This window comes from Klebsiella sp. WP3-W18-ESBL-02 (assembly GCF_014168815.1).
Taxonomy (GTDB): domain Bacteria; phylum Pseudomonadota; class Gammaproteobacteria; order Enterobacterales; family Enterobacteriaceae; genus Kluyvera; species Kluyvera ascorbata_B.
Map to the genome: position 1 here is coordinate 5,060,298 of NZ_AP021972.1, position 26,174 is coordinate 5,086,471.

30 protein-coding genes are annotated in these 26,174 nt (G+C 52.7%); 10 read left to right on the forward strand and 20 right to left on the reverse strand.

What is annotated here, in order from left to right; genetic code table 11:
• Positions 1–58 precede the first annotated feature (58 nt).
• The 3 genes from rhaD to rhaM all read left to right on the forward strand — a co-directional run bounded on the left by rhaD (position 59) and on the right by rhaM (position 2,546).
• Complete coding sequence (rhaD, locus tag H7R56_RS24280) at positions 59–889, forward strand: rhamnulose-1-phosphate aldolase (protein ID WP_106929319.1); 831 nt, start codon at positions 59–61, stop codon at positions 887–889.
• Positions 890–1,086: 197 nt separating this feature from the next.
• On the forward strand, positions 1,087–2,235 hold the full coding sequence (gene fucO, locus H7R56_RS24285) for a lactaldehyde reductase (RefSeq protein ID WP_106929317.1): 1,149 nt from the start codon (positions 1,087–1,089) through the stop codon (positions 2,233–2,235).
• The gene (gene rhaM, locus H7R56_RS24290) at positions 2,232–2,546 is read left to right on the forward strand and encodes an L-rhamnose mutarotase (protein ID WP_106929315.1); all 315 of its coding nucleotides are present in this window, start codon (positions 2,232–2,234) and stop codon (positions 2,544–2,546) included. Before fucO ends, rhaM begins: the two co-directional genes overlap by 4 nt.
• A 162-nt stretch (positions 2,547–2,708) precedes the next feature.
• Here rhaM and H7R56_RS24295 read toward each other — a convergent pair whose 3' ends face one another.
• Together H7R56_RS24295 and H7R56_RS24300 are read right to left on the reverse strand one after the other, a co-directional pair.
• A complete protein-coding gene (locus H7R56_RS24295; RefSeq protein WP_106929311.1) occupies positions 2,709–4,106 on the reverse strand; it encodes a carbohydrate porin in 1,398 nt (465 codons plus the stop codon).
• Positions 4,107–4,460: 354 nt separating this feature from the next.
• Positions 4,461–5,009, reverse strand: a complete 549-nt coding sequence (locus tag H7R56_RS24300; protein WP_106929309.1) for a helix-turn-helix domain-containing protein — start codon at positions 5,007–5,009, stop codon at positions 4,461–4,463.
• A 114-nt stretch (positions 5,010–5,123) separates the two neighbouring features.
• Between H7R56_RS24300 and H7R56_RS24305 the strand changes: the two genes are divergently transcribed.
• Together H7R56_RS24305 and H7R56_RS24310 are read left to right on the forward strand one after the other, a co-directional pair.
• Positions 5,124–5,774, forward strand: coding sequence for an AzlC family ABC transporter permease (locus H7R56_RS24305; RefSeq protein ID WP_374956755.1), 651 nt, complete (start codon positions 5,124–5,126; stop codon positions 5,772–5,774).
• Positions 5,774–6,097 (forward strand): AzlD domain-containing protein, encoded by a 324-nt coding sequence (locus tag H7R56_RS24310; protein WP_106929306.1) that lies wholly within the window; start codon positions 5,774–5,776, stop codon positions 6,095–6,097. The genes H7R56_RS24305 and H7R56_RS24310 overlap by 1 nt, the downstream gene beginning before the upstream one ends.
• A 41-nt stretch (positions 6,098–6,138) precedes the next feature.
• Here the strand turns inward: H7R56_RS24310 and H7R56_RS24315 are convergent, their stop codons facing one another.
• The 11 genes from H7R56_RS24315 to fdhD all read right to left on the reverse strand — a co-directional run bounded on the left by H7R56_RS24315 (position 6,139) and on the right by fdhD (position 13,361).
• Entirely contained in the window at positions 6,139–6,351 is a 213-nt protein-coding gene (locus tag H7R56_RS24315) for a YdgH/BhsA/McbA family protein (protein ID WP_106929291.1), read from the reverse strand.
• Positions 6,352–6,471: 120 nt separating this feature from the next.
• Positions 6,472–7,032 carry a P-loop nucleotide/nucleoside kinase family protein gene (locus H7R56_RS24320; RefSeq protein ID WP_106929304.1) on the reverse strand — a complete coding sequence of 187 codons (561 nt, stop codon included), beginning with the start codon at positions 7,030–7,032 and terminating at the stop codon, positions 6,472–6,474.
• Positions 7,029–7,466, reverse strand: a complete 438-nt coding sequence (locus H7R56_RS24325) for a PTS sugar transporter subunit IIA (RefSeq protein WP_106929302.1) — start codon at positions 7,464–7,466, stop codon at positions 7,029–7,031. Before H7R56_RS24325 ends, H7R56_RS24320 begins: the two co-directional genes overlap by 4 nt.
• A 9-nt stretch (positions 7,467–7,475) precedes the next feature.
• Entirely contained in the window at positions 7,476–7,745 is a 270-nt protein-coding gene (locus tag H7R56_RS24330) for a hypothetical protein (RefSeq protein WP_106929300.1), read from the reverse strand.
• Between the two features lie 60 nt (positions 7,746–7,805).
• Positions 7,806–8,648 (reverse strand): class II fructose-bisphosphate aldolase, encoded by an 843-nt coding sequence (locus H7R56_RS24335; protein ID WP_106929298.1) that lies wholly within the window; start codon positions 8,646–8,648, stop codon positions 7,806–7,808.
• Positions 8,635–10,002, reverse strand: coding sequence for a PTS sugar transporter subunit IIC (locus H7R56_RS24340; protein WP_106929296.1), 1,368 nt, complete (start codon positions 10,000–10,002; stop codon positions 8,635–8,637). The genes H7R56_RS24335 and H7R56_RS24340 overlap by 14 nt, the downstream gene beginning before the upstream one ends.
• Positions 9,995–10,309: a PTS sugar transporter subunit IIB gene (locus tag H7R56_RS24345; protein WP_106929294.1), complete on the reverse strand. Its 315-nt coding sequence runs from the start codon at positions 10,307–10,309 to the stop codon at positions 9,995–9,997. The genes H7R56_RS24340 and H7R56_RS24345 overlap by 8 nt, the downstream gene beginning before the upstream one ends.
• 11 nt (positions 10,310–10,320) lie before the next feature.
• Positions 10,321–11,301, reverse strand: a complete 981-nt coding sequence (locus tag H7R56_RS24350; RefSeq protein WP_106929292.1) for a 6-phosphofructokinase — start codon at positions 11,299–11,301, stop codon at positions 10,321–10,323.
• A 389-nt stretch (positions 11,302–11,690) separates the two neighbouring features.
• Positions 11,691–11,903, reverse strand: coding sequence for a YdgH/BhsA/McbA family protein (locus H7R56_RS24355; protein WP_106929291.1), 213 nt, complete (start codon positions 11,901–11,903; stop codon positions 11,691–11,693).
• Positions 11,904–12,225: 322 nt separating this feature from the next.
• Positions 12,226–12,438, reverse strand: coding sequence for a YdgH/BhsA/McbA family protein (locus tag H7R56_RS24360; RefSeq protein WP_106929291.1), 213 nt, complete (start codon positions 12,436–12,438; stop codon positions 12,226–12,228).
• Between the two features lie 128 nt (positions 12,439–12,566).
• Positions 12,567–13,361 carry a formate dehydrogenase accessory sulfurtransferase FdhD gene (gene fdhD / locus H7R56_RS24365; protein WP_374956754.1) on the reverse strand — a complete coding sequence of 265 codons (795 nt, stop codon included), beginning with the start codon at positions 13,359–13,361 and terminating at the stop codon, positions 12,567–12,569.
• 458 nt (positions 13,362–13,819) lie between these two features.
• On the opposite strand from fdhD, the gene fdnG reads away from it, so the two are divergent.
• From fdnG to fdhE, 4 genes are read left to right on the forward strand one after another with little or no spacing between them, the layout of a single operon-like run.
• Positions 13,820–16,870 carry a formate dehydrogenase-N subunit alpha gene (gene fdnG, locus H7R56_RS24370; RefSeq protein ID WP_106929288.1) on the forward strand — a complete coding sequence of 1,017 codons (3,051 nt, stop codon included), beginning with the start codon at positions 13,820–13,822 and terminating at the stop codon, positions 16,868–16,870.
• A 12-nt stretch (positions 16,871–16,882) separates the two neighbouring features.
• Entirely contained in the window at positions 16,883–17,785 is a 903-nt protein-coding gene (gene fdxH, locus H7R56_RS24375; protein WP_106929286.1) for a formate dehydrogenase subunit beta, read from the forward strand.
• A complete protein-coding gene (fdoI, locus tag H7R56_RS24380) occupies positions 17,782–18,417 on the forward strand; it encodes a formate dehydrogenase cytochrome b556 subunit (protein WP_006179126.1) in 636 nt (211 codons plus the stop codon). The genes fdxH and fdoI overlap by 4 nt, the downstream gene beginning before the upstream one ends.
• Complete coding sequence (gene fdhE / locus H7R56_RS24385) at positions 18,414–19,343, forward strand: formate dehydrogenase accessory protein FdhE (RefSeq protein WP_106929284.1); 930 nt, start codon at positions 18,414–18,416, stop codon at positions 19,341–19,343. Before fdoI ends, fdhE begins: the two co-directional genes overlap by 4 nt.
• A gap of 35 nt (positions 19,344–19,378) precedes the next feature.
• On the opposite strand, the gene H7R56_RS24390 is transcribed toward fdhE, so the two are convergent.
• Together H7R56_RS24390 and H7R56_RS24395 are read right to left on the reverse strand one after the other, a co-directional pair.
• On the reverse strand, positions 19,379–19,750 hold the full coding sequence (locus H7R56_RS24390; RefSeq protein ID WP_106929282.1) for a type II toxin-antitoxin system VapC family toxin: 372 nt from the start codon (positions 19,748–19,750) through the stop codon (positions 19,379–19,381).
• The gene (locus H7R56_RS24395) at positions 19,747–19,995 is read right to left on the reverse strand and encodes a ribbon-helix-helix domain-containing protein (RefSeq protein WP_181358031.1); all 249 of its coding nucleotides are present in this window, start codon (positions 19,993–19,995) and stop codon (positions 19,747–19,749) included. The genes H7R56_RS24390 and H7R56_RS24395 overlap by 4 nt, the downstream gene beginning before the upstream one ends.
• Positions 19,996–20,200: 205 nt before the next feature.
• On the opposite strand from H7R56_RS24395, the gene H7R56_RS24400 reads away from it, so the two are divergent.
• Positions 20,201–21,112 (forward strand): alpha/beta hydrolase, encoded by a 912-nt coding sequence (locus H7R56_RS24400; RefSeq protein ID WP_106929280.1) that lies wholly within the window; start codon positions 20,201–20,203, stop codon positions 21,110–21,112.
• 23 nt (positions 21,113–21,135) lie between these two features.
• On the opposite strand, the gene fabY is transcribed toward H7R56_RS24400, so the two are convergent.
• From fabY to typA, 5 genes are all read right to left on the reverse strand, one after another.
• Positions 21,136–22,077: a fatty acid biosynthesis protein FabY gene (fabY, locus tag H7R56_RS24405; protein WP_181358030.1), complete on the reverse strand. Its 942-nt coding sequence runs from the start codon at positions 22,075–22,077 to the stop codon at positions 21,136–21,138.
• Positions 22,078–22,121: 44 nt separating this feature from the next.
• Positions 22,122–22,559: a D-aminoacyl-tRNA deacylase gene (dtd, locus tag H7R56_RS24410; protein WP_106929276.1), complete on the reverse strand. Its 438-nt coding sequence runs from the start codon at positions 22,557–22,559 to the stop codon at positions 22,122–22,124.
• Entirely contained in the window at positions 22,556–23,422 is an 867-nt protein-coding gene (locus H7R56_RS24415) for a virulence factor BrkB family protein (protein WP_106929274.1), read from the reverse strand. Before H7R56_RS24415 ends, dtd begins: the two co-directional genes overlap by 4 nt.
• Positions 23,416–24,015: a glucose-1-phosphatase gene (gene yihX, locus H7R56_RS24420; RefSeq protein WP_106929272.1), complete on the reverse strand. Its 600-nt coding sequence runs from the start codon at positions 24,013–24,015 to the stop codon at positions 23,416–23,418. The genes H7R56_RS24415 and yihX overlap by 7 nt, the downstream gene beginning before the upstream one ends.
• Positions 24,016–24,148: 133 nt before the next feature.
• Positions 24,149–25,972, reverse strand: a complete 1,824-nt coding sequence (gene typA, locus H7R56_RS24425; protein WP_106929270.1) for a ribosome-dependent GTPase TypA — start codon at positions 25,970–25,972, stop codon at positions 24,149–24,151.
• Positions 25,973–26,174: the final 202 nt, after the last annotated feature.

Here is a 26,174-nt window from a genome sequence, read left to right on the forward strand (position 1 = left end):
TTATAGGCCCGATAAGCGCAGCGCCATCGGGCAGCAAAGTACACAGGATAACAAGACTATGCAGACCATTACCGATTCCTGGTTCGTCCAGGGCATGATTAAAGCCACCTCAGACGCGTGGTTAAAAGGTTGGGATGAACGCAACGGCGGCAACCTGACGCTGCGTCTGGACGAAGCAGATATCGCGCCGTTCGCCGCTGACTTCCACGCAAAACCGCGCTATATCGCCCTGAGCCAACCGATGCCGATGCTGGCCAACACGCCGTTTATCGTCACGGGCTCCGGCAAATTCTTCCGTAACGTACAGCTCGATCCGTCCGCCAACCTGGGCGTGGTGAAAGTCGATAGCGACGGTGCCGGCTACCATATTCTGTGGGGGCTGACTCACGAAGCCGTCCCCACATCCGAGCTGCCGGCACATTTCCTGTCGCATTGTGAACGTATCAAACTAACCAACGGCAAAGACCGCGTCATCATGCACTGTCACGCGACCAACCTGATCGCACTGACCTACGTGCTGGAAAATGACAGTGCGCTGATCACCCGCAAGCTGTGGGAAGGCAGCACCGAGTGTCTGGTGGTCTTCCCGGACGGCGTTGGCATCCTGCCGTGGATGGTACCGGGTACCGATGAAATCGGCCAGGCAACCGCCGTTGAAATGCGTCAGCATTCTCTGGTGCTGTGGCCGTTCCACGGGGTTTTCGGCAGCGGCCCTACGCTCGACGAAACGTTTGGTCTGATTGATACCGCCGAAAAATCCGCCGAAGTGCTGGTTAAGGTGTACTCAATGGGCGGCATGAAGCAAACCATCACGCAGCAAGAACTGATAGCCCTCGGCCAGCGCTTTGGCGTCACCCCGATGGCCAGCGCGTTGAATCTGTATAAATAAGCACATCGCCTGACCTCCCGCTACAGGGGTCAGGCGCCAGAGCTCATCCCATTAGAAATGGCTTTCATGCTGAGCTAATGGGATAGGTTTTCATCCCCAGTGGCATGACTCTTACTTATTTTCTCCGCCAGAAAGACAACGCCAATCATGCTGAAGGGACGCTGAATTTAACAAAATAGGTATCAAGGAGAAACACCATGAGTTTTATGTTAGCACTGCCAAAAATCAGCCTGCACGGTGCGGGCGCGATTGCCGATATGGTTAATCTGGTCGCGGGTAAACAGTGGGGCAAGGCGCTGATCGTCACGGACGGCCAGTTGGTTAAGCTGGGCCTGCTGGACAGCCTGTTTGCCGCGCTGGACGGCCATAAAATGTCTTATCACCTGTTTGACGAGGTTTTTCCAAACCCCACGGAAGAACTGGTGCAGAAAGGTTATGCAGCCTATCAGGCCGAAGGCTGTGATTACATCATCGCCTTTGGCGGCGGCAGCCCGATCGACACCGCGAAAGCGATTAAAATTCTTACCGCCAACCCGGGCCCGTCTACCGCTTACTCCGGCGTGGGCAAAGTGCTGAACGCGGGCGTACATCTGGTAGCCATCAACACCACCGCCGGTACCGCCGCCGAGATGACCAGCAACGCGGTGATCATCGACACCGTGCGCCAGGTGAAAGAAGTCATTATCGATTCCAATATCATTCCGGACATCGCCGTGGATGACGCCAGCGTGATGCTTGATATCCCCGCCTCTGTTACCGCAGCAACCGGCATGGATGCGCTGACCCACGCGGTTGAAGCGTACGTTTCCGTTGGCGCGCACCCGCTGACCGACGCCAATGCGCTGGAGGCTATCCGCCTGATTACGCTGTGGCTGCCGAAAGCCGTTGATGACGGGCATAACCTGGAAGCGCGCGAGCAAATGGCCTTTGGTCAGTACCTGGCGGGCATAGCGTTCAACAGCGCCGGTCTGGGCCTGGTGCATGCGCTGGCACACCAGCCTGGCGCGACCCACAACCTGCCGCACGGCGTGTGTAACGCCATCCTGCTGCCGATCATCGAAAACTTTAACCGCCCGAACGCGGTAGCGCGTTTTGCTCGCGTCGCGCAGGCGATGGGCGTCGATACCCGCAACATGAGCGATGAAGCGGCCAGTATGGAAGCCATTAATGCTATCCGTCAGCTCAGCGCCCGCGTAGGTATTCCGCAGGGCTTCAGTGCGCTAGGCGTGACCAAAGACGACATCGAGGGATGGCTGGATAAAGCGCTGGCCGACCCGTGCGCACCATGCAACCCGCGTACCGCCAGCCGCGAAGAGGTTCGTGAGCTGTATCTGGAGGCATTATGATTCGCAAAGCCTTTGTGATGCAGGTAAACGCCAACGCACACGAAGAGTACCAGCGTCGCCATAACCCAATCTGGCCGGAACTGGAAGCCGCGTTGAAATCACACGGCGCACACCATTACGCCATTTATCTCGATGAAGCGCGCAGCCTGCTGTTCGCAACTGTGGAAATCGAGTCTGAAGAGCGCTGGAATGCGGTAGCGAATACCGACGTGTGCCAGCGTTGGTGGAAATACATGACCGATGTCATGCCGTCGAACCCGGATAATAGCCCGGTCAGCGCAGAGCTGAAGGACGTGTTTTACCTGGCGTAAGTTAGCGCTATTTGTAGGCCGGATAAGGCGCTAGCCGCCCTCCGGCAATGTGCGCTAAAGAGCCTGATGGCGCCAGGCTTATCAGGCCTACCGAAGAAAAAGGCCTCTGCTTGCAGAGGCCTTTTTCTTCGGTAGGCCTCTGCAAGCAGAGGCCTTTGTTTTTTAGAAGTAGTATTTGAAGCGAACGCGCGCGCCGTAGCGATCGTCGTCGGTGGAGATTTCCTGGTCACTCTGAATTTTAGAGTAATAGGTCCCCAGGTAAATGTTGAAGTTCTGCATATTCATGACGTTTTTAATCCAGTAGGAGGCATGCACGGTATGAATATCGTAAGTGCCTTCCTCCTGAATAATGCAGCTATTCTCACAAACTACGCCTGCAAAATCGCTAATCTTGTTATGTGCGTAGATATAACCCACTTCGAAGTTTTTCCACCAGATGTTGGTGGCGGCAGTAAAGTCATCTTCGTTGTTCGCGTCTAAGTAAGCGGTGTTCAGGTTAAAGATAACGCCGTTATCCGGATCGCCTTTGGTATTATCCCAGGTCATGGTTAAACCATAGCCGGTACGGTCGGACTGATCGACAAACTCACCCTTACTGTTGGTATAGCCGTAGGCGTTGTTCACAACGTTTGCTTCCATCGCCGCAGAGAAGGAAAGTTCAGACGTCGGCTTCCAGTTCACTACCGGACGCAGATAAACAACGTTTTTCTCCTGTTCCATCTTACGACCGTGGTAGGTACGGCCATCGACTTTTACGTTGTCACCATCGGAAAACAGAGTGGTGCCGTCTTCAATCAACGAGTTCAGTTCGAAGTACCAGTCGTCAACCTGCTTACTCATCAGGAAGTTACCGCCCGCATCGGAACGACCGCGGCCTTCTTTCATCATATAGATGTAACCCTGGCCATCGGTGTACAGGTCGTTGGCGGTGTTCCCGGAGTGCTCAACGAAGGTATCCTGATTAAGCGGGAACATATCGGCGGCTTCGAAGCGACCGATTTCAATTTTCCAGTCATTTTCCTGACCGAAGTTAAAGCGCGCATCATCAAGATTCATGCTGCCGTACATATCCGCCAGCGGCTGGATAGAGAAGCCCGCGAACTGGCCGTTATCCATCTTACGCTTACCGTCGAAGCCAATCAGGATACGACCGTCCATATCCCACGTTCCGATGGATTTATCTTCATTCAGCTTGGTGAGCGTGCCGCGGCGGCTTTCACCGTCCATGTTAAATTCCACGTCGCCATAGATTTTCAGATCGCCATAACCCGTTAACTGAAGGTTAGGCATTGCGGCATTTTTCTTGGTTTCATCAGCTGACGTTTGACCATTAACCGGCGTATTGCCTTGAGCGTCCTTAATTTCTTTGATTTCAGCCGCCTGCTGAACCTGCATATCCTGCACTTTCTGCTCGGCCTGGTCAGCGCGGCTCTCCGCCGCTTCCAGGCGAGATTCTAACTGCTCCAGCCGCTGTTCCAACGTCACTTTCGTTGTTTTAGCAAAACCGGTATTGGCCACTAATAATAATCCAATAGCAATTGCTAATGTTGATTTCTTCATTATTTACTTTCCTTGAAATAAAGACTCACTCCAAAACCCCAGAAGAGATTTCGTGCGCACTTGTATTACCGCGATGAATGTTTTTTATAATTTAATTACCAAAGGAAATGCTTCGCAAATAAAACACATTCCATGACAAGCACGAGAACACTAGCTAATAAAGTTTAGTCCGTAAATAACGGGCATTAAAAGATCGTGAGCGAGATAACACTGAAAATGAAGAAAATAAACAAGACGGAAAGAAATATAATAGAAAATTATTTATTAAATTTAAAAATAAAAACAATGCATTATTTTCACAATGTATTTATTTAATATCTATGCAGTAACATGTATTACTGCATAGAGACGACATCAGTTCTGCTCAGCGACCAGAATAGCCATCGTATCGGGCTCCAGCGCCTTAAACAGGTGCTCTTCATCTGCGGGATAGCAAATGTAGTCCCCCGCATTCAGCTCCTCCGGCCCGGAGGTTAACCCCACCAGCGCCCTTCCCTGCGTTACGATAATATGCTCAATTGAGCCCGGAGGATGAGGATGAGAGACGCGATCGGCACCCGGCTGCGTAGTCAGCAGGTAAATATCACGCCGTGCGCCCGGCGGGCAGGTCGCCAGCAGCGTCGCCTGATAGTTAGCCTGCTCGGCAATCACTTTGGTACCCTCACCCCGCCGAATAACCTGCGTTTTATTCGGCTGCGGCTCCAGCAGCCGCGCAAACGGAATATCCAGCGCGACGCAAAGCGCCCATAGGGTCTCCAGACTTGGGTTACCGTTGCCTGCTTCAAGCTGCGAAAGCGTAGATTTGGCAATACCGGCACGGCGGGCGATTTCGGCCAACGACAGGCCGGTTCTGGCCCGCTCGCGCACCAGGCTTTTTGCAATCACGCTGATTGGCTGTGTCATACACAACTCCATCGTTTTATATATCGAACGTAACGTTCGCCTTGAACTACCACCTTGATTCGTTCATTATAATGGATATATCGTTCGATATGGTAAATTTACATGTCTGTAAAAATGTTCTCCTGCCTGAAAAGCAGCACGGTGAAAGCCATTTTTCTGGTCTGTCTGGCGGTCGGCGTCGTGGGCGTATCTTACGGCTCGCTCGCGATGGCATACGGTTTTCCGCTGTGGGTTCCACTGCTGCTCTCCGTTTCCGTACTTGCGGGCGCCTCTGAATTTATGTTCATCGGTATTGTGGCCAGCGGCGGTAACCCGCTGGCCGCGGCCGCAGCAGGGCTGTTGGTCAACGCCCGGCATATTCCATTTGGCGTCACCGTGCGCGATCTGGTTGGCCGCCGCGCCGCCGGTTTTATCGGATGCCATATTATGAACGATGAAAGCGTGGTGTTTGGGCTGTCTCAGCCCACGCCCGAACAGCGAAAAGCGGCTTTCTGGCTATGTGGAATGGGCGTTGCGCTATTCTGGCCGCTGGGTGCACTTTTCGGCGCCGCAGTAGGCAAACTGCTGCCCGCCCCGGAAACAATCGGCCTTGATGCCGTGTTCCCGGCCATTTTGCTGGCACTGGTTATTTCCGCGTTTAAGAATCGCACCACGTTGATTCGCGCCTGCAGCGGCGCGGTTATCTCGCTCGCCTGCGTTCCTTTCGCCCCGGTGGGGCTCCCGGTGCTGCTTTCACTATTCGGTCTGCTGGCGAGGAAGAAATAATGGGCAATATGACACTGTTTATCACCGGTATCGCCGTGCTTTCCATTGGCACCTATTTGATGCGCCTGGGAGGCGCAAAGCTGGGCAGCCGCCTGGCCTTTTCCGAACGCTCGCAGGCGCTGCTTTCTGATGCTGCGACGGTGCTGCTTTTCTCGGTCGCGCTGGCCACCACCTTCTATGAAGGTGAGCATTTCGCCGGCATGGCGCGGGTTTTAGGGGTTGGGCTTGCGGTATTTCTGGCCTGGCGTAAAGCACCGTTGATCGTAGTGATTATTGCCGCAGCCGCGGCCACCGCGCTGCTACGTCTGGCAGGTATAAACTAAAAAAGCGCCCCGAGGGCGCTCTTTCGACTGTGGCAAATCGCTTATTTGGTCAGTTCTGCCGTCATGTGCACGCGATTACCGGTGTATGCCTGGGTAATTTTGTATGAGCTTGCACCTGCCTGTTCAGCCTGAGCCGCAATTTTTGCTTCAGCACCGTCGATGGTGGAGGCGGTCGCGGTAACGGTCTGGGCAGCAAAAGTACCGAAGGAAGCGGCAAGAGCCATAACTGCGACAAAAGTTTTGATGCTTTTCATGATATAAACCCTTTCACTTAGTTGTTTGGATAAGGCGTTGTGCCTTGATGTGATAATAGTAGGCCACATCTTGCCCAACTAATAGCGGAAGGATTTGCTGATATCATTCAAATTAATTGATTAAATTTTACACGCCTCACGTTCGATCCATTGGTTAACTTCTTCAATATCCAGCGGCTTTTGCTGATCGACGGTCAATACCGCCCCCAGCCTCATGGGCTCAGCGCGCGCAGCCAGTTGCGCCAGTTCCGGTAGATACTCTTCGCCAGGGTGGCCAGAAAGACGTTGCTGTAGCCGCTGCGCATAGCGCGAAACCACCTGCTCAGGAGAGATCGCGTTCCAGATTTCTAATATCTTTTCTACCCCGGCCTGCTGCGTCAGATGCTGCAAAACCTCCCTTGGCTGAAAACCAAACCAGGCATCCATCAACCAGATGCAGCTGGCGGGAGATTGCCCGACTATCGACCACATCGCTTCATAAGCCGCACAACCCAACTGGCGATTAAAAGGCCGATCGATATCGGTAAAGCGTGCCATAAAGGGTTCTTTGATACCGTCGATAGTCAGCAGCGGCAACCCAAACGTTTCTGAGAGCTGGCGAGTCAGCGTGCTTTTCCCCGAAGCGGGAACGCCATTAACCAGAATCACCGTTTTAGCATGGGGTATAAGAGCTCTTTTCATAACAGCGCAATCACCTCTTCTTTCGAATGTGACGAACGCAGTCTCGCCATTCGCTCGTCGTTATCCAGCAGCGCCACAATTGCCCGAATCCCCTCTTCAATATGCGCATTACTGTCCTGAGCACCAAACATAATCACAATGTCGGCAGCGTCGCTGTCAGCGAAACGAATGGGTTTTTCCAGTACGACCAGGCTAAAACAGTTACGCTTCACTCCGCATTCCGGGCGGGCATGGGGAATGGCTACGCCTTCCTCAAACACATAATACGCACCATGGCTAAGAGTATTATCAATAACGGCCTGGCCATAATCAGCCGAAATATAGCCTTTTGTCTCCAGCGGGCCAGCGGCCAGGCGGATGACCTGCTGCCAGTCCGACTCCGTCACGCCAACCTGTATGGCATCCGCCTCAATTAAGAGTTCTTTGATCGTCATAGCCACTCCCTAAATATTCCGACGAATAATATTCCGTAAATTATCGATGCGAATAAAAAGTGAATCTATCTGATTACGGTGTGATTGACTTTTCGCATATATCGGTAGCGCCCGGTTATAAACTAACATAAGTGCTTTTTGTATTTCGCCATTATCAGGGTGGCCCTGTAGTTCATCCTCCAGCCGGTTTATTTCTGCTGCCAGCTGGTGAGACTGTTCATCATAATCCTGCGGCGGGCTATTTTCTTTTTTCCACAACGTTTTCAAAGATTCAAACATAGCGAGCTCCCCCCTGACGAACTACAGGGCAATAAGAATAGTTAACCAAAGAATAAGGCGTTATTTAAATAAAGCGATTTTTTCCATCAATACCTGTGTAACGGCATTATTTGCCGGGATTAAAAACTTCCTCACGCTATCGTTAACCTTGCCTTTTTCGAACGTGTTCTTACATTGATCAACCCATTGAACGTTCATTTCCGTTCCTACGTTTACTTTATTGATCCCTTCAGTGACGGCGAGCCGCATATCTTCATCACTCACCCCCGTACCGCCGTGCAACACCAGGGGCACGCCGGTGGCTGCGCTTATTTCTTTCAGGCGCTGATGTTGAATCTCAGCTTTGCCCGTATAGAGACCGTGCACAGTGCCGACGGATACCGCCAGCATATCGACGCGGGTTTCCTCGGCAAAGCGTTTAGCATCTTCCACCGTGGTAAAGCAGATATCCTCCGCCGCAACGGCTTTGCCGTCTTCAGAGCCGCCTATTGCGCCCAGTTCACCCTCGACGGTGATATTTCGCGGTCGCGCCATCTCCACGACTATCCGCGTATTGCCAATATTTTCTTCAAGATCAAGGTGCGAACCGTCGTACATAACCGAAGAAAACCCCGCATCCATGGCGGTTTCAATCGCGCTGATATCCGAACAGTGATCCAGATGCAGGCAGGTAGGCACGTTTTCACTTTCCGCCAGCGAAACAACGGCATCAACCAATAAGCGGTAGCCAAGATATTCTGCGGTACCGGTTGATATTTGAATCATTAACGGGCTATGACTCTTTTGGGCCGCCTTGAAGAAGGCCGGCAGCATTTCAATGCAATGCAGGTTAAAAGAGCCAATTGCTTTGAAATTTCGTTCCTGCGCAATTTTCAGGATATCGTTGAAGTTATACAGACTCATGAACATTTTCCCCTTTCGGCTTAGCTGATTTGCCGTTTACGAACCATGCCAGTGCGGCGACGAAGACAATAAACAGTGCAACAAACAACCAGTTATTCTGGAAAGCATGGCCTAGCACCAGCCCTGAACTGATCACATCAGAATCGCTGAAGGTCACGCCGGTGAAACCATAACTCTCCAGCATCGGTACCAGAATGGCGGGCAGGAAGGTGATAAACAGGCCGTGTACAACGCCGCCAATCATGGCACCACGGCGTCCCCCCAGCGCATTACCAAACACTCCCGCCGTTCCTCCGGCGAAAAAGTTGGTCAGCAGGCCGGGTAAAATCATCGCCAGGCCAAACATCGGGAAGACCAGCATGCCGATGATGGAGCCAACCGTCGTCGCCAGGAAGCCAACAATCACCGCATTAGGCGCATAAGGAAACAGCACCGGACAATCAAGTGCAGGCTTGGCATCCGGGACGATACGCATCGCAATGCCGCGAAACGCAGGCACCAGCTCATTGAGAAGTAAGCGCACGCCGCTGTAGAGAACAAAGACCCCAGCAACAAACTGAATGGACTGCATAAAGGCATACATCAGATAGTTAATGCCGTTGGAAAACTGAGCGATATAGTCAGGACCCGCCGCCAGCGCAGGGATGAGGTACATCGGTACCATGACCACCGCCATGGCGAGGTAAGTATCCTGTAAAAATTTGAAGTTATCAGGCAGCTCAAGGTCTTCGGTAGAACGCGAGCCTTTCCCAACGACCTTCGCCACCGCGGCCTGGACCAGATAGCCGATAGTACAGAAATGCCCCAGCGCCACGTCGTCTGAGCCGGTAATACGCCTGACTACCGGCTGTGCCAGCGCTGGCATTAATACCGCCATCACGCCGCCAAAAATGCCGCCGGTCAGAATCAACGGTAGCCCCGTCAGGCCGGCCTTATAGCCAATCACCGCGCCGATGGTCGCCATCCACAGCAGGGCCTGGCCGGTCAGGAAGATATATTTCAGCGGCGTCAGGCGCGCAATAATGATGTTAACGGCAAAAATAACCATTAACGTCAATGCGACTTCGGACCCAAGCTCACGATTCGCCAGACCGGCAATGGCGGCAACATCGGTGATATAGCCTTTCATGCCAAAACCCTGGGTGAAAATATCATTCAGGAACGTTAACGTGGCGACAATAATGTTTATTCCCGCCATCATAATTAAAAAACCTAACAGCGTTTTAAACGTCCCTTCCGCCGTCTTGCCCGGCGATTTTTTCTGTAAGATCAGACCCAGCATTGCAATAAAGGCGATCAGTATCGAAGCCTGGCCGAGCAAATCTTTAACGATAAACTCAACGAAACTATTCATAATCGGCTACCTGTAAATTACGCTCATTTAAAAAAGCAACAATCTTTCTCTCAACCTCATCTTTGTCAGTCAATTTATTTAATATTACGACTCGTTTGATCTCTTCCTCACTGGCGTCAGCCGTTAAAATATCAGCAAACGTTTTCTGGGTCAGGATCATGTCAGACTTAAATGCACCAGCCTCAGAAACAGTGGTATGTTCAATATGTGCAGGAATTTCCAGTTTTTTTAAGACAGCTTTCGCCGTCATTTCAATAGCAAAGCTTGAACCGAGGCCGCAGCCACATACGCAAAGAATTTTAAGCATGTAGGGTCTCCTCAAATAATATTGAGTTGTTTGGCAAGTTTGTAATAGTGTCCTTCGGTATCAACCAGACGTTTTTTCATACTAAGAAGATCGATCGGAATAGGTTTATTGCTGGAGTTAATAATAATGGCTTTATTTTTCATCCCTGATTGAATGCAACGTACCACCTCGCTGGCCATAATCGTACCCTGATAAATTTCTTCACAGGTAGGATCGCCGTTACGCAAGCCGTAGCCGACAATCGTCTTACGAACGCGTACGCCAATACGTGGTTCAAGCTGCTTGATCATCGTATCAATGGCGCCCTGAAATCCGGGGGAGTACTCCCGCGTGTAGCCTTCGGAGCATAAAATAATGACGCTATTCTGCTCTACCAGCTTTTGCTTCACGCGCTCGGCGAGCACATCCAGTGGTATTTGTGACTCCGGAATTAGAGCGATATCAGCATTACTTTTAATTGCAGACTGTAAGGTTAATTCACCACAGTAGCCCCCTAATATTTCGACCATAAATACTCGGCCAGGAAGTGCTCTTCCGGTGTTTCGCAGTCGTGAAACCTCCTTAATAATCTGCTCACAGGCAGTGGAGAAGCCGATCGTATAGTCACTACCGTAAACATCATTATCGATAGTCATGCCAACGCCAAAGCAGTTAATATCAAACTCGCTTAGCGTATTGAGAAATTGCAAACTTCCATCGCCTCCAGCCATGATCAGCACATCAAGACGTAATGATTTTATTTTTCTGGCAATAACCTCATATTCACTACGCTGAAGCTTACGACTGGTTCGCCCAGAAGCAATAATTGGAATGGACGCGATAGAGAAATCAATCAGGTCGCGCAAGGCAATCTCATGATGATTTTTTTCTAGCAGACCGGGTATCCCGCCATTAAATAGCGTGATCTGCGCATTGGCGAGCCTGGCAATCTGGAAAATAAAATTATTAATACCAGAGACATCTCCACCGCTAATGACAATACCAATTTTCATCTTCTGCCCTCACGCTTTCCCGTGAAAACATTTTTCCCTGACTTCAAGGTTCTTATTTGCAATGAAGATCACAAAATAAGGATAATTTAGACCTACTCAAACATTGACGTGCGCTCAATGGAGATTATTTTTGTGATTAAAATCTCATTTTAAAAGTGAGATCTTTTTAACAGTTATTATTTTAAATCTTTAATTATCAATGAGTTGTTTTTTCAGATAATAACCATTATTTGCGCAATGATTTAGCAAACCTGAAGGGGAAATATGCGATAAAGGAAATGTGATAAATATCGCTTTTTTTTACGCAAAGGAGGAGGAGACAAGCGCCTGCATGACGCTAAAAAAGAAAAAAGCGCCCCGGGGGCGCTCTTTCGACTGTGGCATATCGCTTATTTGGTCAGTTCTGCCGTCATGTGCACGCGATTACCGGTGTATGCTTGGGTAATTTTGTATGAGCTTGCACCTGCCTGTTCAGCCTGAGCCGCAATTTTTGCTTCAGCACCGTCGATGGTGGAAGCGGTTGCGGTAACGGTCTGGGCAGCAAAAGTACCGAAGGAAGCGGCAAGAGCCATAACTGCGACAAAAGTTTTGATGCTTTTCATGATATAAACCCTTTCACTTAGTTGTTTGGATAAGGCGTTGTGCCTTGATGTGATAAATAATAGGTCACATCTTGATCAACAAAAAGCGGAATGATTTGCTGTTCTCATTCAAATTAATTGATTTATTTTCACACATCGAACTATTAGTTAACATCTTCACTTCCAACCCCCCTTGTCGACGGACGGCAAGCGACTGTCGGTGGCACAAGCTGGGCTTAATCATTTTCAACCGCAGGCCAAAAGCGCCCGGGTCATTTGCATAACGCCCCGTCAGAAACAAAAAAAGCGCCCCGAGGGCGCTCTTTCGACTGTGGCGTATCGCTTATTTGGTCAGTTCTGCCGTCATATGCACGCGATTACCGGTGTATGCCTGGGTAATTTTGTATGAGCTTGCACCTGCCTGTTCAGCCTGAGCCGCAATTTTTGCTTCAGCACCGTCGATGGTGGAGGCGGTTGCGGTAACGGTCTGAGCAGCAAAAGTACCAAAGGAAGCGGCAAGAGCCATAACTGCGACAAAAGTTTTGATGCTTTTCATGATATAAACCCTTTCACTTAGTTGTTTGGATAAGGCGTTGTGCCTTGATGTGATAAATAATAGGTCACATCTTGATCAACAAAAAGCGGAAGGATTTGTTGTTCTCACTCAAAAATACTGATTAATATTTAACCACCAATTAAACGCTGCGGATGGGTATAAATCGTTGCCCTTCCCGGCTTACAGAACCCTACCAATGTCAGGTTGCAGCGCTCGGCCACTTCGACCGCCAGCGTGGTGGCGGCAGAAACGGCAAACAGAATTTCAACGCCGCACATGGCGGATTTCTGCACCATTTCATAGCTGGCGCGACTGGAAACGAGCGCCGCCCCCTTCTGCCAAAGCGCCCCTTCTTTTGCCCGATGGCCCAGCAGTTTATCCAGCGCAACGTGGCGGCCAACATCTTCATGGCCGCCCACCAGCTCACCGGACGGCATCACCCACGCAGCCGCGTGAGTACAGCCCGTTTCACGGCCTACCGGCTGAACGTCATTTAAGTGCCTTAGCGCCCAATCGAGATGGGCCAGATCGAAAGTCTGACTAAACGGCAGCGGCTTGATAGGTTTGCCGATATCGTTGAGCTGTTCGACGCCGCACACGCCGCAGCCTGTGCGCCCGGCCAACGCGCGGCGGCGCTCTTTTAGCCCCATAAAGCGACGGCTGGAGAGCTCGATGCGAACCTCCATACCGTTACAAGCGGGCACGACATCCATACCGAAGATTTCACGCGGATGTTCAATGATGCCTTCCGACAGCGAAAAGCCAATGGCGAATGCTTCCAGATCTTTTGGCGTCGCCATCATGACCACGTGTGAAATGCCGTTGTAGACCAGCGCAACGGGAACTTCTTCAGCAAGAATATCCATGGTGGGTTGCATAATCTGTGGCCTTCTGAAGACGGTACGCTCGGCTGCGCCAACCAGCTGCAACGAGGTGTCGACTTCTTCATTAACATTAAACACGGCAAATACTCTGAACGGCGAAAAATAAGGGACGTCTATTCCATCACAACATGAGGGAATTGAGGCTTATTATGGATCAACTTTGTGCTGCAAAAACGCTCAGCCTCATATTATTTCGCCGCATATTGCTACAAATTGCCGGACAAAACCAGAACTAACCCCTTGTAGTTATCGCCGTTAGCGCCGCGAAAAAATCCGTTTATATTTAGATGAAATCGTGATCAACATCACGGTTCATTGTTAATGCCAGCAAAATCCATTCACCTGTCATTAACCGCATTGGAACAAGCCTACCGATATTGTGGTATTCTGATTTAAAGCCCTCCAGGAACTGAGGGCATCGCATTATTCAGCATCTTTGCCACTCGTTGGCGAAGAACAACTACAAGCAATGACAATGTCGAAACAAGGAGCTAACCATGCAGGTCAGCAGAAGGCAGTTCTTTAAGATCTGCGCTGGCGGTATGGCAGGAACCACGGCAGCAGCCCTGGGCTTTGCCCCAGGCATCGCACTCGCGGAAACACGGCAGTATAAATTGCTGCGTACCCGTGAAACCCGTAACACCTGCACTTACTGCTCTGTCGGCTGTGGGCTTTTAATGTATAGCCTCGGCGACGGCGCAAAAAACGCGAAGGCCTCAATTTTCCACATCGAAGGGGATCCGGATCACCCGGTAAACCGCGGTGCGCTGTGCCCGAAAGGCGCAGGTCTGGTGGACTTTATCCATTCAGAAAGCCGTTTAAAATATCCTGAATATCGCGCGCCAGGCTCCGACAAATGGCAGAAAATCAGCTGGGACGACGCGTTCGATCGCATCGCGAAGCTGATGAAAGCCGACCGTGACGCCAACTTTATTGAGAAAAACGATGCCGGCACCACCGTCAACCGTTGGCTGACCACCGGTATGCTGTGCGCCTCTGCATCCAGTAACGAAACCGGTTTTTTAACGCAGAAATTCACCCGCGCGCTGGGTATGCTCGCGGTCGACAACCAGGCGCGTGTCTGACACGGACCAACGGTAGCAAGTCTTGCTCCAACATTTGGTCGCGGTGCGATGACCAACCACTGGGTCGACATCAAGAACGCCAACCTCATCGTGGTGATGGGCGGTAATGCCGCAGAAGCACACCCGGTCGGGTTCCGCTGGGCGATGGAAGCCAAAATTCACAACGGCGCGAAGCTGATTGTGATCGATCCTCGTTTTACGCGAACCGCATCAGTGGCGGATTTCTACGCCCCTATTCGCTCCGGTACTGACATTACTTTCCTGTCAGGCGTCATGCTGTACCTGCTGAATAACGAAAAATTCAACCGCGAATACACCGAGGCCTATACCAACGCCGGCCTTATCGTGCGCGAAGATTTTAGCTTCGATGATGGTCTGTTCAGCGGCTATGACCCGGAAGCCCGTAAGTACGATAAAACGTCGTGGAACTACGAGCTGGACGAAAACGGTCACGCCAAACGCGATACCACCCTCACCCACCCGCGCTGCGTCTGGAACCTGCTGAAACAGCATATTTCCCGCTATACGCCTGACGTAGTTGAGCAGATTTGCGGTACGCCGAAAGCGGACTTCCTGAAAGTCTGTGAATACATCGCAGAAACCAGCGCTCACGATAAAACCGCCTCGTTCCTGTATGCATTGGGCTGGACGCAGCACTCCGTCGGCGCGCAGAACATTCGCACCATGGCGATGATTCAGCTGCTGCTCGGCAACATGGGGATGGCAGGCGGCGGCGTGAACGCCCTGCGCGGCCACTCCAACATTCAGGGCCTGACTGACCTGGGCCTGCTGTCACAAAGCCTGCCGGGCTATATGACGCTGCCAAGCGAGAAACAGGCCGACCTGCAAACCTACCTCGCCGCCAACACGCCAAAACCGCTGCTGGACGGGCAGGTGAACTACTGGGGCAACTACCCGAAATTCTTCGTCTCAATGATGAAGACCTTCTACGGTGATAAAGCAACGGCGGAAAATAGCTGGGGCTTTGACTGGCTGCCGAAGTGGGACAAAGGGTACGACGTGCTGCAGTACTTCGAGATGATGAACCAGGGCAAGGTCAACGGCTATATCTGCCAGGGCTTTAACCCGGTCGCCTCATTCCCGAACAAGAATAAGATCGTCGCGTCACTGTCGAAACTGAAGTTCCTGGTGACTATCGATCCGCTCAATACCGAGACATCAACCTTCTGGCAGAACCACGGTGAATCGAACGATGTCGATCCATCGAAAATTCAGACGGAAGTGTTCCGTTTGCCATCGACCTGCTTCGCTGAGGAGAACGGTTCTATCGTCAACTCCGGTCGCTGGCTGCAGTGGCACTGGAAAGGCGCCGATGCCCCGGGGGATGCGGTGACTGACGGTGAGATCCTGGCCGGTATTTTCTTGCGCCTGCGTAAGATGTACGCCGAAGAAGGCGGCCCGGTTCCTGAGCAGGTTCTCAACATGAGTTGGAACTACTCAACGCCGGAAGAACCTGCGTCTGAGGAAGTGGCGATGGAGAGCAACGGTAAAGCGCTGGCCGATATTATCGACCCGGCGACCGGTGCGGTTATCGTCAAAAAAGGGCAGCAACTGAGCTCGTTCGCACAGCTTCGCGATGACGGTACGACCGCTAGCGGCTGCTGGATCTTTGCCGGTAGCTGGACGCCGGAAGGTAACCAGATGGCGCGTCGCGATAACGCCGACCCGTCAGGCCTGGGTAACACGCTGGGCTGGGCCTGGGCCTGGCCGCTTAACCGCCGTATTCTCTATAACCGTGCTTCCGCTGACCCGCAGGGCAACCCGTGGGATCCAAAACGCCAGCTCCTGAAATGGGACGGTGCGAAATGGGGCGGCGTGGACATTCCGGACTACAGTACCGCGGCGCCGGGCAGCAACGTCGGGCCGTTCATCATGCAGCCGGAAGGGATGGGGCGTCTGTTCGCCCTCGATAAGATGGCCGAAGGTCCGTTCCCGGAACACTACGAGCCGTTTGAAACACCGCTGGGAACTAACCCACTGCACCCGAACGTGGTTTCTAACCCTGCCGCCCGTATCTTTAAAGGCGACAAGGAAGCGTTGGGCAAAGCGGAGAAATTCCCGTATGTCGGCACCACTTATCGTCTGACCGAGCACTTCCACTACTGGACCAAGCATGCGTTGCTTAACGCCATCGCCCAGCCGGAGCAGTTTGTGGAAATCGGTGAAAAGCTGGCAGATAAGCTCGGCATCGCCCATGGCGATACCGTGAAGGTCTCCTCTAACCGCGGCTATATTAAAGCCAAGGCGGTGGTGACCAAGCGTATCCGCACGCTGAAAGTAGACGGCAAGGATATCGATACCATCGGTATTCCAATTCACTGGGGCTACGAAGGCGTGGCGAAGAAAGGCTTTATTGCCAACACGTTAACGCCATTCGTCGGTGATGCGAACACGCAGACGCCGGAATTTAAGTCCTTCCTCGTGAACGTGGAAAAGGTGTAACGGAGACGACCTATGGCTTATCAATCGCAAGACATTATCCGTCGTTCCGCCACTAACGGTTTCACCCCCGCGCCTCAGGCGCGGGATCACCAGGAAGAGGTGGCGAAGCTCATCGACGTCACCACCTGTATCGGCTGTAAGGCCTGTCAGGTGGCGTGTTCGGAGTGGAACGATATCCGTGATGAAATCGGCAGCAACGTCGGGGTGTACGACAACCCCGCCGATCTGACCGCCAAATCCTGGACGGTGATGCGTTTCTCGGAAGTGGAACAGAACGACAAACTGGAATGGCTCATCCGCAAAGACGGCTGTATGCACTGTGCCGATCCGGGCTGCCTGAAGGCGTGCCCGTCGGAAGGTGCAATCATTCAGTACGCCAACGGCATCGTCGACTTCCAGTCTGAACAGTGCATTGGCTGCGGCTACTGCATCGCCGGCTGTCCGTTCAACGTGCCGCGACTGAACCCGGAAGACAACCGCGTCTACAAGTGTACGCTATGCGTCGATCGCGTAACCGTCGGGCAAGAGCCGGCCTGCGTGAAAACGTGCCCAACCGGCGCTATCCACTTTGGCTCCAAAGAGGATATGAAAACGCTGGCGGGCGAGCGCGTCGCCGAGCTGAAAACCCGTGGCTATGATAACGCAGGTCTGTACGATCCGGCGGGCGTAGGCGGAACACACGTAATGTACGTTCTGCACCATGCCGACAAGCCGAACCTGTACCACGGCCTGCCGGAAAACCCGGAAATCAGCGCCACCGTGAAGTTCTGGAAAGGCGTCTGGAAACCGCTGGCCGCTATCGGCTTTGCTGCTACGTTCGCCGCGAGCATCTTCCACTACGTCGGGGTCGGTCCGAACCGTGCGGAAGAGGAAGAAGACAATCTGCATGAAAAAGACGACGAGGTGCGCAAATGAAAAGACGTGACACCATCGTGCGCTATACGGCGCCGGAACGCATCAACCACTGGGTCACCGCCTTCTGCTTCATGCTGGCGGCGATAAGCGGGCTGGGATTTTTCTTCCCATCCTTCAACTGGTTAATGCAAATCATGGGCACACCACAGCTGGCGCGTATTCTGCACCCGTTTGTCGGCGTTATCATGTTTGCGTCGTTTATCATCATGTTTTTCCGCTATTGGCACCACAATCTAATCAATCGGGATGATATCTTTTGGGCGAAGAATATTCGTAAGATCGTCGTCAACGAGGAAGTAGGTGACACCGGGCGTTATAACTTCGGCCAGAAATGCGTATTCTGGGCGGCGATTATCTTCCTGGTGCTGCTGCTGGTGAGCGGCGTGATTATCTGGCGTCCGTACTTTGCGCCTGCTTTCTCAATCCCGGTGATCCGATTTGCGCTCATGCTGCATTCATTTGCCGCAGTGGCGTTAATTGTGGTTATCATGGTGCATATCTACGCCGCCCTTTGGGTGAAAGGCACCATTACCGCGATGGTGGAGGGATGGGTTACCAAAACGTGGGCGAAGAAACATCACCCGCGCTGGTACCGTGAAGTCCGCCAGAAACAGGAAAAGTCATCTGAATGAGTATTCGCATAATCCCGCAAGATGAGCTGGGTTCGAGCGAGAAACGTACGGCGGAAGTCATTCCGCCGTTATTGTTCCCCAGACTCAAAAACCTCTACAACCGCCGCGCAGAGCGTCTGCGCGAGCTGGCAGAGAACAACCCGCTGGGTGATTACCTGCGCTTTGCCGCGCTGATTGCCCACGCTCAGGAAGTGGTGCTGTACGACCACCCGCTGAAAATGGATCTCACCGCGCGCCTCAAAGAAGCGAATGACCAGGGCAAGCCGCCGCTGGATATTCACGTTCTGCCGCGCGACAAGCACTGGCACACGCTGCTGCAGTCCATGATTGCCGAACTGAAGCCGGAAATGAGCGGCCCGGCGCTGGCGGTTATCGAGAACCTGGAAAAAGCCTCCGAACAGGAGCTGGAGCAAATGGCCAGCGCGCTGTTTGCCTCTGACTTCTCTTCCGTCAGCAGCGATAAAGCGCCGTTTATCTGGGCTGCGCTGTCGCTGTACTGGGCGCAGATGGCCAGCCTCATTCCGGGTAAAGCCCGTGCGGAATACGGCGAACAACGCCAGTACTGCCCGGTATGCGGTTCGATGCCGGTTTCCAGCATGGTGCAAATCGGCACCACCCAGGGGCTGCGCTACCTGCACTGCAACCTGTGTGAAACCGAGTGGCACGTGGTGCGCGTGAAGTGCAGCAACTGCGAGCAGAGCCGTGACCTCCACTATTGGTCGCTGGATAACGAGCAGGCGGCCATTAAAGCCGAAAGCTGCGGCGACTGCGGGACTTACCTGAAGATTCTGTATCAGGAAAAAGACCCGAAAGTGGAAGCCGTAGCCGACGACCTCGCCTCACTGGTGCTGGACGCGCGGATGGAACAAGAAGGGTTCGCCCGTAGTTCTATCAACCCGTTCCTGTTCCCGGGTGAAGGGGAGTAATTTCCCGCGTTAAACCGGGCTGTTTTTGGCCCGGTTTACAGCGCGTAGGGTAAAATCACGCCCGGAAGCCTCGCAAAATCCTTTGTATTACGCGTCACCAGTTCCCGGCGATGAACATGCGCAGTGGCCAGAATAATCGCATCGGGCAGCTTCATGCCGTACTCCTGCCGTAGATTCACACTCTGCTCAGCAATTTCTTCTGTCACACCAATAATTTCGAATGCGCTCAAGGCTATTCGCGTTCGCTGCTCCTGATGAAAGCGCTTTGCCCCTATCATGACCTCCATCCAGGTGATCAGGCTTATCGCATGTTGCGGAGGGTAGGAATCCATCGCCCGCTTCGCCTCCATCCGCCCGCTGAAGAGATCGATTAAAATATTGGTATCAAAAAGAACGGGTCTTTTCATCGCTGCCACTCTTCCCGAAGTTTTCTTTCATACTCAACGCCATCTTCTTCACACCCTTGCCAGATGCCAAGCGCGCCAGAAATAGTGAGCTCAGCCTGACTCTGCTTTTCAAGATATTGCTCAACGGCTTCACGCAGCAGTTCCGCACGAGGCAGATTTCGCTGCTGTTTAAGTATGTCGAGGCGCTTAATCACCTCGTCCGACAAATCGAGAAGTATTCTGCCCATGTCCCTTTCCACCATCATGCTCATATATGCCTCAAGTATATCATCCATGCTCAATAAGCGAACAAGATACACACACTTTAAATATGGTTATAGACTGACATTAAGAAATCGTTCGTTTTTGCGAGCCGCTATCCACAATCACTATCCCACCCAATTTCCCGTTTCCATTCGCGATAAACCAGGCTATAAAACTGTATGTTTATACAGCGAAAAGGACATCATCATGGCATTGGAAAACGGTATGGCGCAGCTAGTTGCTGAGTTTATTGCGGCCGGTCGCCCTTCTTCACGCGAGCAGAATATTGATGACCGGAGAAAGGGGTATATTGCCAGCACGGCGCTGGCAGGCGAGAAAGAGATTCGCGTCAAATCAGAAGATATCGTGCTGGAAGGGATGACATTTCGCGTCATTTCGCCGCTAAATTCAACCTCATCACTCCCCTGCATTATCTACTTTCATGGCGGCTGTTTTGTCAGCGGTGGGTTTATCACGCACGACAATCAGCTACGTCAGCTTGCCTGGCACAGTGGATGCCGGGTGATTGCGGTGCAGTATAGTCTGGCACCAGAACACACTTTCCCCGCCGCTCACGATGACGCCGAGCGTGGCGCGAACCTGGTTTATAAATATGCTCAGCAGCTTGGTATCGACCGCCAGCATATCACGCTCGCTGGCGATAGCGCTGGCGGCCATCTGGCACTGGTCACCGCGCTACGCCTAAAAGCCAACGCGGCATGGACGCCGTCAAAGCTTATGCTGATTTACCCAATGCTCGACGCTACCGCCAGCTTTGCCAGCTACATCAGCAATGGCCAGGACTACATTATTACTCGCGATACGCTACTTTCAGGTTTTGAGATGTATCTGCAGGGAAACGATCCACTGGACCAGGAAGCTAGCCCACTCTGGCGTGACGATTTTAACGGCCTTCCGCCGGTGCATATCATTACCGCCGAATACGATCCGCTCCGCGATGAAGGTGAGGCGCTGTATGAACGGCTAACCCGACAGGGCGTGACCTGCACCTGCCTGCGCTATCATGGCGTTATTCACGGATTTTTCCAGCTTGGCGGCGTGAGCCAGGCGGCGCGGGATGCAATGGAGGATGTGGCCCGCAGGGTGGCAGGCCACTGAAGATAGCGAGGCTGGGAGATACCCTACTCCTCTTCGTTACCGCCTTCTTCGTACGACCCGAATGGCTTCGCAGGCAGCACGATATAGGTCCCCTCGAACACCACACCGGGGGTGTCATCGCCGAACAGCTCAACCTGCATCTGCACACGCGCTTTGCGTCCTCGGGCCAGTCGGTCCAGGTCGCCGCTAAGCGAGCCGAGGTCGGCAATGGCGGTCGGTTTACCGGCGATAGGTTTTCGATAGCGGATATGAGCATCGGCCAGAATAATAGTGCCGCCCAGGTGGCGCTCACGCAGCATCAGCCAGATAAGCCCCCAGCCGGTGAGTGTTGCCAGCGAAAAGAGGCTGCCAGCAAACAGCGTATGGTGCGGGTTCTGGTTGCCAGTTTCCGGCATGGTGGTAATGAATTTCTGCCCGGTGTACTGCTGGATGCGCACGCCCATCTTCTCGCTGAGCGGAATATGATCGTACCAGGCCTGCTGTAGCTGTGCACACCAGTCGCCGCGGTGCAGAATATCGTCCAGCGAGGCAACGGGTTTAATCATCAGGAAATGGCGAACGGGGGTGGTCTGCGGGGTAGTAATCTCCCCTTCGTTCTTGAATCCTAGCTTGGAAAAGAACGGCACGGCATCTTCACGTGCGCTACAGGTGACGCGTTTAACCCCTTCCTGACGCGCAACGGACTCCAGGGTCATCGCAATCAGCGTTCCCAGCCCTTTATCCTGCACGTCGGGATGTACGGCCATAAAGCGGATAGACGCTTCGTTATCCGCATTAATGTATAACCGCCCGACGGCGACCAGCTTTCCCTGTTCATCGACCACCATCTGATGGTGCGCCATGGCATCCCAGGCGTCGCGTTCGGAGCCTTTTGGCTGGTGCAGCGGTTTACGCAGCATTTCCCAGCGAAACTGATAGTACTCGTCTAACTCTTCTGCCGTTTGCGGTACTCGGAGATGGTACATAATCGCGCTCTCTTTTGCCCCCCGCGCTCTACCGGGAAGTGGGTTCATACCTGTAACCAGAATGTCACGGGGCCATCATTGACCAGCGACACCTGCATATCCGCAGCAAATCGTCCCGTTTGCGTGTGCATCTCCTGCTGGCGACAGCGCTGCACAAAGTACTCATAGAGCGCTTCGGCGCGGTCCGGCGCAGCGCCTTTAGAAAAGCTCGGCCGCATACCGCGTTCAGTATCGGCCGCCAGCGTAAACTGTGACACCACCAGCACGCTGCCTCCTGCCTGCTGAACGTTCAGATTCATTTTACCTTCGGCATCGCTGAAGATACGGTAGCCAAGCACTCGCTCGCACAGACGATTGGCTTTCTGTTCATCGTCATCTTTCTCTACGCCGAGGAGCACCAGTAGCCCTGGACCTATTTCCCCCGTGACCTCATCCGCCACGCTCACGCTGGCGCGGGTAACGCGCTGAATTAATGCAATCATGGTTCGTCTGCTTCTTGTTGTTCTGTTTTCAGTTTTCGGTATTCACCGAGAGTGACAGTTATTTCTGCGCCAAGCAAGACGATACACCACGTCCAGTAGACCCAGACAAACAAAATGGGGATCACCGCCAGCACGCCATAAATCAGCTGGTACGAGGGGAACGCGGTGATGTACAGGGAGAAGGCCTTCTTACCCAGTTCGTGCAACAGCGCGGCGACCAGTGCCCCAATAACCGCATCGCGGTTCGGTACCTGGGTCGTTGGCACGATGCTGTAAAGCAGCCAGAAAGAGAGCCAGGACAGCAGCAGCGGAAATACGCGCAGCACATTATCGATAACGCCGTGCAGTTCGCTGGCCCAGCGCAGCGACAGTAAATAAGAGCTGATTGCCAGACTGACCCCGGCCAACAGCGGCCCGAGCGTAAGGATCATCCAGTAAACGGCAAAAGAATATACTTTTGGCCGTACGCGCTTGCTGCGCCAGATGGTATTCAGCGCGCTGTCGATGGAATACATCAGCAGCAGCGCGGTAACAATCAGCCCGCAGGCGCCCACGGCGGTCATGCGATTCGAGTTGGCGACGAACTGCTCGATATAGCGCTGAATGACGTCGCCCGTCGCGGGAAGAAAGTTAGCAAACACGAAGTGACGAATCTGCAAACTCACTTCAGAAAACATCGGGAACGCCGCAAACAGGGCAAAAATGACCGCCACCAGCGGCACGAGCGAAAGCAACGACACGTAGGCCAGATTGCCCGCCAGCGTCGTCATATTATCTTCTTCGATACGCCGCCAGAGGAATTTACTCCACGCCACCAGCGGCCGGGTATGATGAATACATTTTTGATGAACGGTTTTTAACATAACGACTTCATAAAATAGTCGGGCAGGGTTTCTCTCCCTGTGACCAGCACGCTGGTAATACCCAACTGGTTAGCACCCTCTATATTATCGGCGTTATCGTCAAAAAAGACCGCATCGGCGGCAGAAAAACCTTCCAGCTCAAGTACCCGTTGATAAATACGCGCTTCCGGTTTACGCATGCCCATCTCCTGAGAAAGATAAACATGGTCGGCAGCGGCATAGATTTGCGGATATTCATCCGGCCAGAACGTGGTGTGCAGCGCGTTCGTATTGGAGAGTACGACCACACGATGCCCCTGTTCCCGCAGCGTTTTCATGATATCGATGACTTCAGGACGGAGTTCAACAAATACCGCCTGCCAGCCGTGAGCAAACTGTTCATAGCTGAGCGGCAAATCCATGTCATGGCACATTGCCTTTGCGAAAGCTTCATCTGATATTTCACCGCGTTCGTGCTGGTGAAATGCTTCCCCCATGGTGAAGTTCTGCTTCAGCCGGGCCAGCGGTACGCGGGCAAGATCGCTCCACGTGCCCAAAACACGGTTGAAATCAATGTCGACAATCACATTACCTAAATCAAAGATATAGAGCATTTTTGCCTCCGTTCGCGCCGTGGAAATTTCACTCTAGCGGGAAAGTCGGGCTTTGACTATGAACAAACGCTCTCTATTTCAAAAAGAAAAACCCCGCCATAAGGCGGGGTTTCAGGTCGTGACAAAAGCGAGATTACTCTTCTTTTGCACCGCGCATTGCGCGACGACGATCGTTTTCCGTCAGGTGACGTTTACGGATACGAATAGACTGCGGCGTCACTTCAACCAGTTCGTCATCATCGATGAATTCCAGAGCTTGTTCCAGAGTCATACGAATTGGCGGAACCAGAACAACAGCTTCATCCGTACCGGATGCGCGCATGTTGGTCAGTTTCTTACCGGTCAGGCAGTTTACAGTCAGGTCGTTAGAACGGCTGTGAATACCGATGATCTGGCCTTCATAAACTTCAGCACCGTGACCCAGGAACAGCTTACCGCGGTCCTGCAGGCTGAACAGTGCGAACGCAACTGCTTTACCCTGGCCGTTGGAGATCAGTACGCCATTCTGACGCTGGCCCACTTCACCCTGACGAATATCGTCGTAGTGGCTGAAGGTGGAGTACAGCAGACCGGTACCGGAAGTCATGGTCATGAACTCTGAACGGAAGCCGATCAGACCACGGCTCGGGATCACGTAGTCGAGACGTACGCGGCCTTTACCGTCTGGATTCATGTTTTTCAGGTCGCCTTTACGCTCGCCCAGTGCCTGCATGACAGAACCCTGGTGCTGCTCTTCGACGTCCAGCGTGACGTTTTCGTACGGCTCTTGTTTGCGGCCGTCGATTTCACGGAAGATAACTTTCGGACGGGAAACCGCCAGTTCGAAACCTTCACGACGCATGTTTTCAATCAGAACGGACAGGTGCAGTTCACCACGGCCAGAAACGCGGAACGCATCAGCGTCTTCGGTTTCGTCAACGCGCAGCGCTACGTTGTGCACCAGCTCTTTGTTCAGGCGGTCAAGGATCTGACGAGAGGTAACGAATTTACCTTCTTTACCACAGAACGGAGAGGTGTTAACGCAGAAGAACATAGAAACGGTCGGCTCATCGACGGACAGTGCCGGCAGCGCTTCGACGTTCTGCGGATCGCAGATGGTGTCGGAGATGTTCAGCTCACCCAGACCGGTGATCGCGATGATATCGCCCGCTTCCGCGAGGGTGCTGTCAATACGTTCCAGACCCAGGTGGGTCAGGACTTTACCGACTTTACCGTTACGGGTTTTGCCTTCGCTATCGATGATAGTGATCTGCTGGTTCGGTTTCACTTTACCGCGTTTGATGCGGCCGATACCGATGACGCCAACGTAGTTGTTGTAGTCCAGCTGGGAGATCTGCATCTGGAACGGACCGTCAAGGTCAACGTCCGGAGCCGGTACATGGTCAACAATCGCCTGATACAGCGGGGTCATGTCTTCAGCCATGTCTTCGTGATCCAGACCGGCAATACCGTTCAGCGCCGAAGCGTAGATGATCGGGAAGTCCAGCTGTTCGTCGGTCGCGTCGAGGTTAACGAACAGGTCGAAGACCTGATCAACAACCCAGTCAGGACGCGCGCCCGGACGGTCAACCTTGTTGATAACAACAATCGGTTTCAGGCCGTGGGCAAATGCTTTTTTGGTCACGAAGCGCGTTTGCGGCATCGGGCCATCGAAGGCATCAACTACCAGCAGCACGGAGTCAACCATGGACATAACGCGCTCAACTTCACCACCGAAGTCGGCGTGCCCCGGGGTATCAACGATGTTGATACGGTAGTCATTCCATTTGATAGCGGTGTTTTTTGCGAGGATGGTAATCCCACGCTCTTTCTCCAAATCGTTGGAGTCCATCACACGCTCTTGAGTTTCAGCACGTTCGTCGAACGTACCGGATTGCTGCAGCAGCTTGTCAACCAGGGTCGTTTTACCATGGTCAACGTGAGCAATGATGGCGATGTTACGCAAATTTTCGATCACAACTTTGCCTCGGGCATTAGAAATAGCGCGTTATTGTACACGGATTAATCGCACTACAAAACAGGATCACAGAGATCCTCCGCAAACAAGTATCGCAGAGTTTCTTTGTGATCGCTTTCACGGAGCATAAAAAGGGCACCTAATCACAATTTGCACCAATATGGTGCTCAACGCTCGCGTGTAAGCACTATAATGGTGCAAA

What these genes read in the sequence shown, in the direction of transcription:
- H7R56_RS24350 (WP_106929292.1), bottom strand. Translation starts at nt 11,301, where the DNA reads ATGAAAATTGGTATTGTCATTAGCGGTGGAGATGTCTCTGGTATTAAT.
- H7R56_RS24345 (WP_106929294.1), bottom strand. Translation starts at nt 10,309, where the DNA reads ATGCTTAAAATTCTTTGCGTATGTGGCTGCGGCCTCGGTTCAAGCTTT.
- H7R56_RS24320 (WP_106929304.1), bottom strand. Translation starts at nt 7,032, where the DNA reads ATGAAAAGAGCTCTTATACCCCATGCTAAAACGGTGATTCTGGTTAAT.
- fabY (WP_181358030.1), bottom strand. Translation starts at nt 22,077, where the DNA reads ATGTACCATCTCCGAGTACCGCAAACGGCAGAAGAGTTAGACGAGTAC.
- H7R56_RS24400 (WP_106929280.1), top strand. Translation starts at nt 20,201, where the DNA reads ATGGCATTGGAAAACGGTATGGCGCAGCTAGTTGCTGAGTTTATTGCG.
- H7R56_RS24330 (WP_106929300.1), bottom strand. Translation starts at nt 7,745, where the DNA reads ATGTTTGAATCTTTGAAAACGTTGTGGAAAAAAGAAAATAGCCCGCCG.
- H7R56_RS24390 (WP_106929282.1), bottom strand. Translation starts at nt 19,750, where the DNA reads ATGAAAAGACCCGTTCTTTTTGATACCAATATTTTAATCGATCTCTTC.
- rhaD (WP_106929319.1), top strand. Translation starts at nt 59, where the DNA reads ATGCAGACCATTACCGATTCCTGGTTCGTCCAGGGCATGATTAAAGCC.
- fucO (WP_106929317.1), top strand. Translation starts at nt 1,087, where the DNA reads ATGAGTTTTATGTTAGCACTGCCAAAAATCAGCCTGCACGGTGCGGGC.
- fdoI (WP_006179126.1), top strand. Translation starts at nt 17,782, where the DNA reads ATGAAAAGACGTGACACCATCGTGCGCTATACGGCGCCGGAACGCATC.
- H7R56_RS24300 (WP_106929309.1), bottom strand. Translation starts at nt 5,009, where the DNA reads ATGACACAGCCAATCAGCGTGATTGCAAAAAGCCTGGTGCGCGAGCGG.
- rhaM (WP_106929315.1), top strand. Translation starts at nt 2,232, where the DNA reads ATGATTCGCAAAGCCTTTGTGATGCAGGTAAACGCCAACGCACACGAA.
- H7R56_RS24340 (WP_106929296.1), bottom strand. Translation starts at nt 10,002, where the DNA reads ATGAATAGTTTCGTTGAGTTTATCGTTAAAGATTTGCTCGGCCAGGCT.
- fdhE (WP_106929284.1), top strand. Translation starts at nt 18,414, where the DNA reads ATGAGTATTCGCATAATCCCGCAAGATGAGCTGGGTTCGAGCGAGAAA.
- H7R56_RS24325 (WP_106929302.1), bottom strand. Translation starts at nt 7,466, where the DNA reads ATGACGATCAAAGAACTCTTAATTGAGGCGGATGCCATACAGGTTGGC.
- H7R56_RS24315 (WP_106929291.1), bottom strand. Translation starts at nt 6,351, where the DNA reads ATGAAAAGCATCAAAACTTTTGTCGCAGTTATGGCTCTTGCCGCTTCC.
- H7R56_RS24305 (WP_374956755.1), top strand. Translation starts at nt 5,124, where the DNA reads ATGTTCTCCTGCCTGAAAAGCAGCACGGTGAAAGCCATTTTTCTGGTC.
- H7R56_RS24360 (WP_106929291.1), bottom strand. Translation starts at nt 12,438, where the DNA reads ATGAAAAGCATCAAAACTTTTGTCGCAGTTATGGCTCTTGCCGCTTCC.
- H7R56_RS24295 (WP_106929311.1), bottom strand. Translation starts at nt 4,106, where the DNA reads ATGAAGAAATCAACATTAGCAATTGCTATTGGATTATTATTAGTGGCC.
- H7R56_RS24355 (WP_106929291.1), bottom strand. Translation starts at nt 11,903, where the DNA reads ATGAAAAGCATCAAAACTTTTGTCGCAGTTATGGCTCTTGCCGCTTCC.
- H7R56_RS24395 (WP_181358031.1), bottom strand. Translation starts at nt 19,995, where the DNA reads ATGATGGTGGAAAGGGACATGGGCAGAATACTTCTCGATTTGTCGGAC.
- H7R56_RS24335 (WP_106929298.1), bottom strand. Translation starts at nt 8,648, where the DNA reads ATGAGTCTGTATAACTTCAACGATATCCTGAAAATTGCGCAGGAACGA.
- fdxH (WP_106929286.1), top strand. Translation starts at nt 16,883, where the DNA reads ATGGCTTATCAATCGCAAGACATTATCCGTCGTTCCGCCACTAACGGT.
- H7R56_RS24310 (WP_106929306.1), top strand. Translation starts at nt 5,774, where the DNA reads ATGGGCAATATGACACTGTTTATCACCGGTATCGCCGTGCTTTCCATT.
- H7R56_RS24415 (WP_106929274.1), bottom strand. Translation starts at nt 23,422, where the DNA reads ATGTTAAAAACCGTTCATCAAAAATGTATTCATCATACCCGGCCGCTG.
- yihX (WP_106929272.1), bottom strand. Translation starts at nt 24,015, where the DNA reads ATGCTCTATATCTTTGATTTAGGTAATGTGATTGTCGACATTGATTTC.
- dtd (WP_106929276.1), bottom strand. Translation starts at nt 22,559, where the DNA reads ATGATTGCATTAATTCAGCGCGTTACCCGCGCCAGCGTGAGCGTGGCG.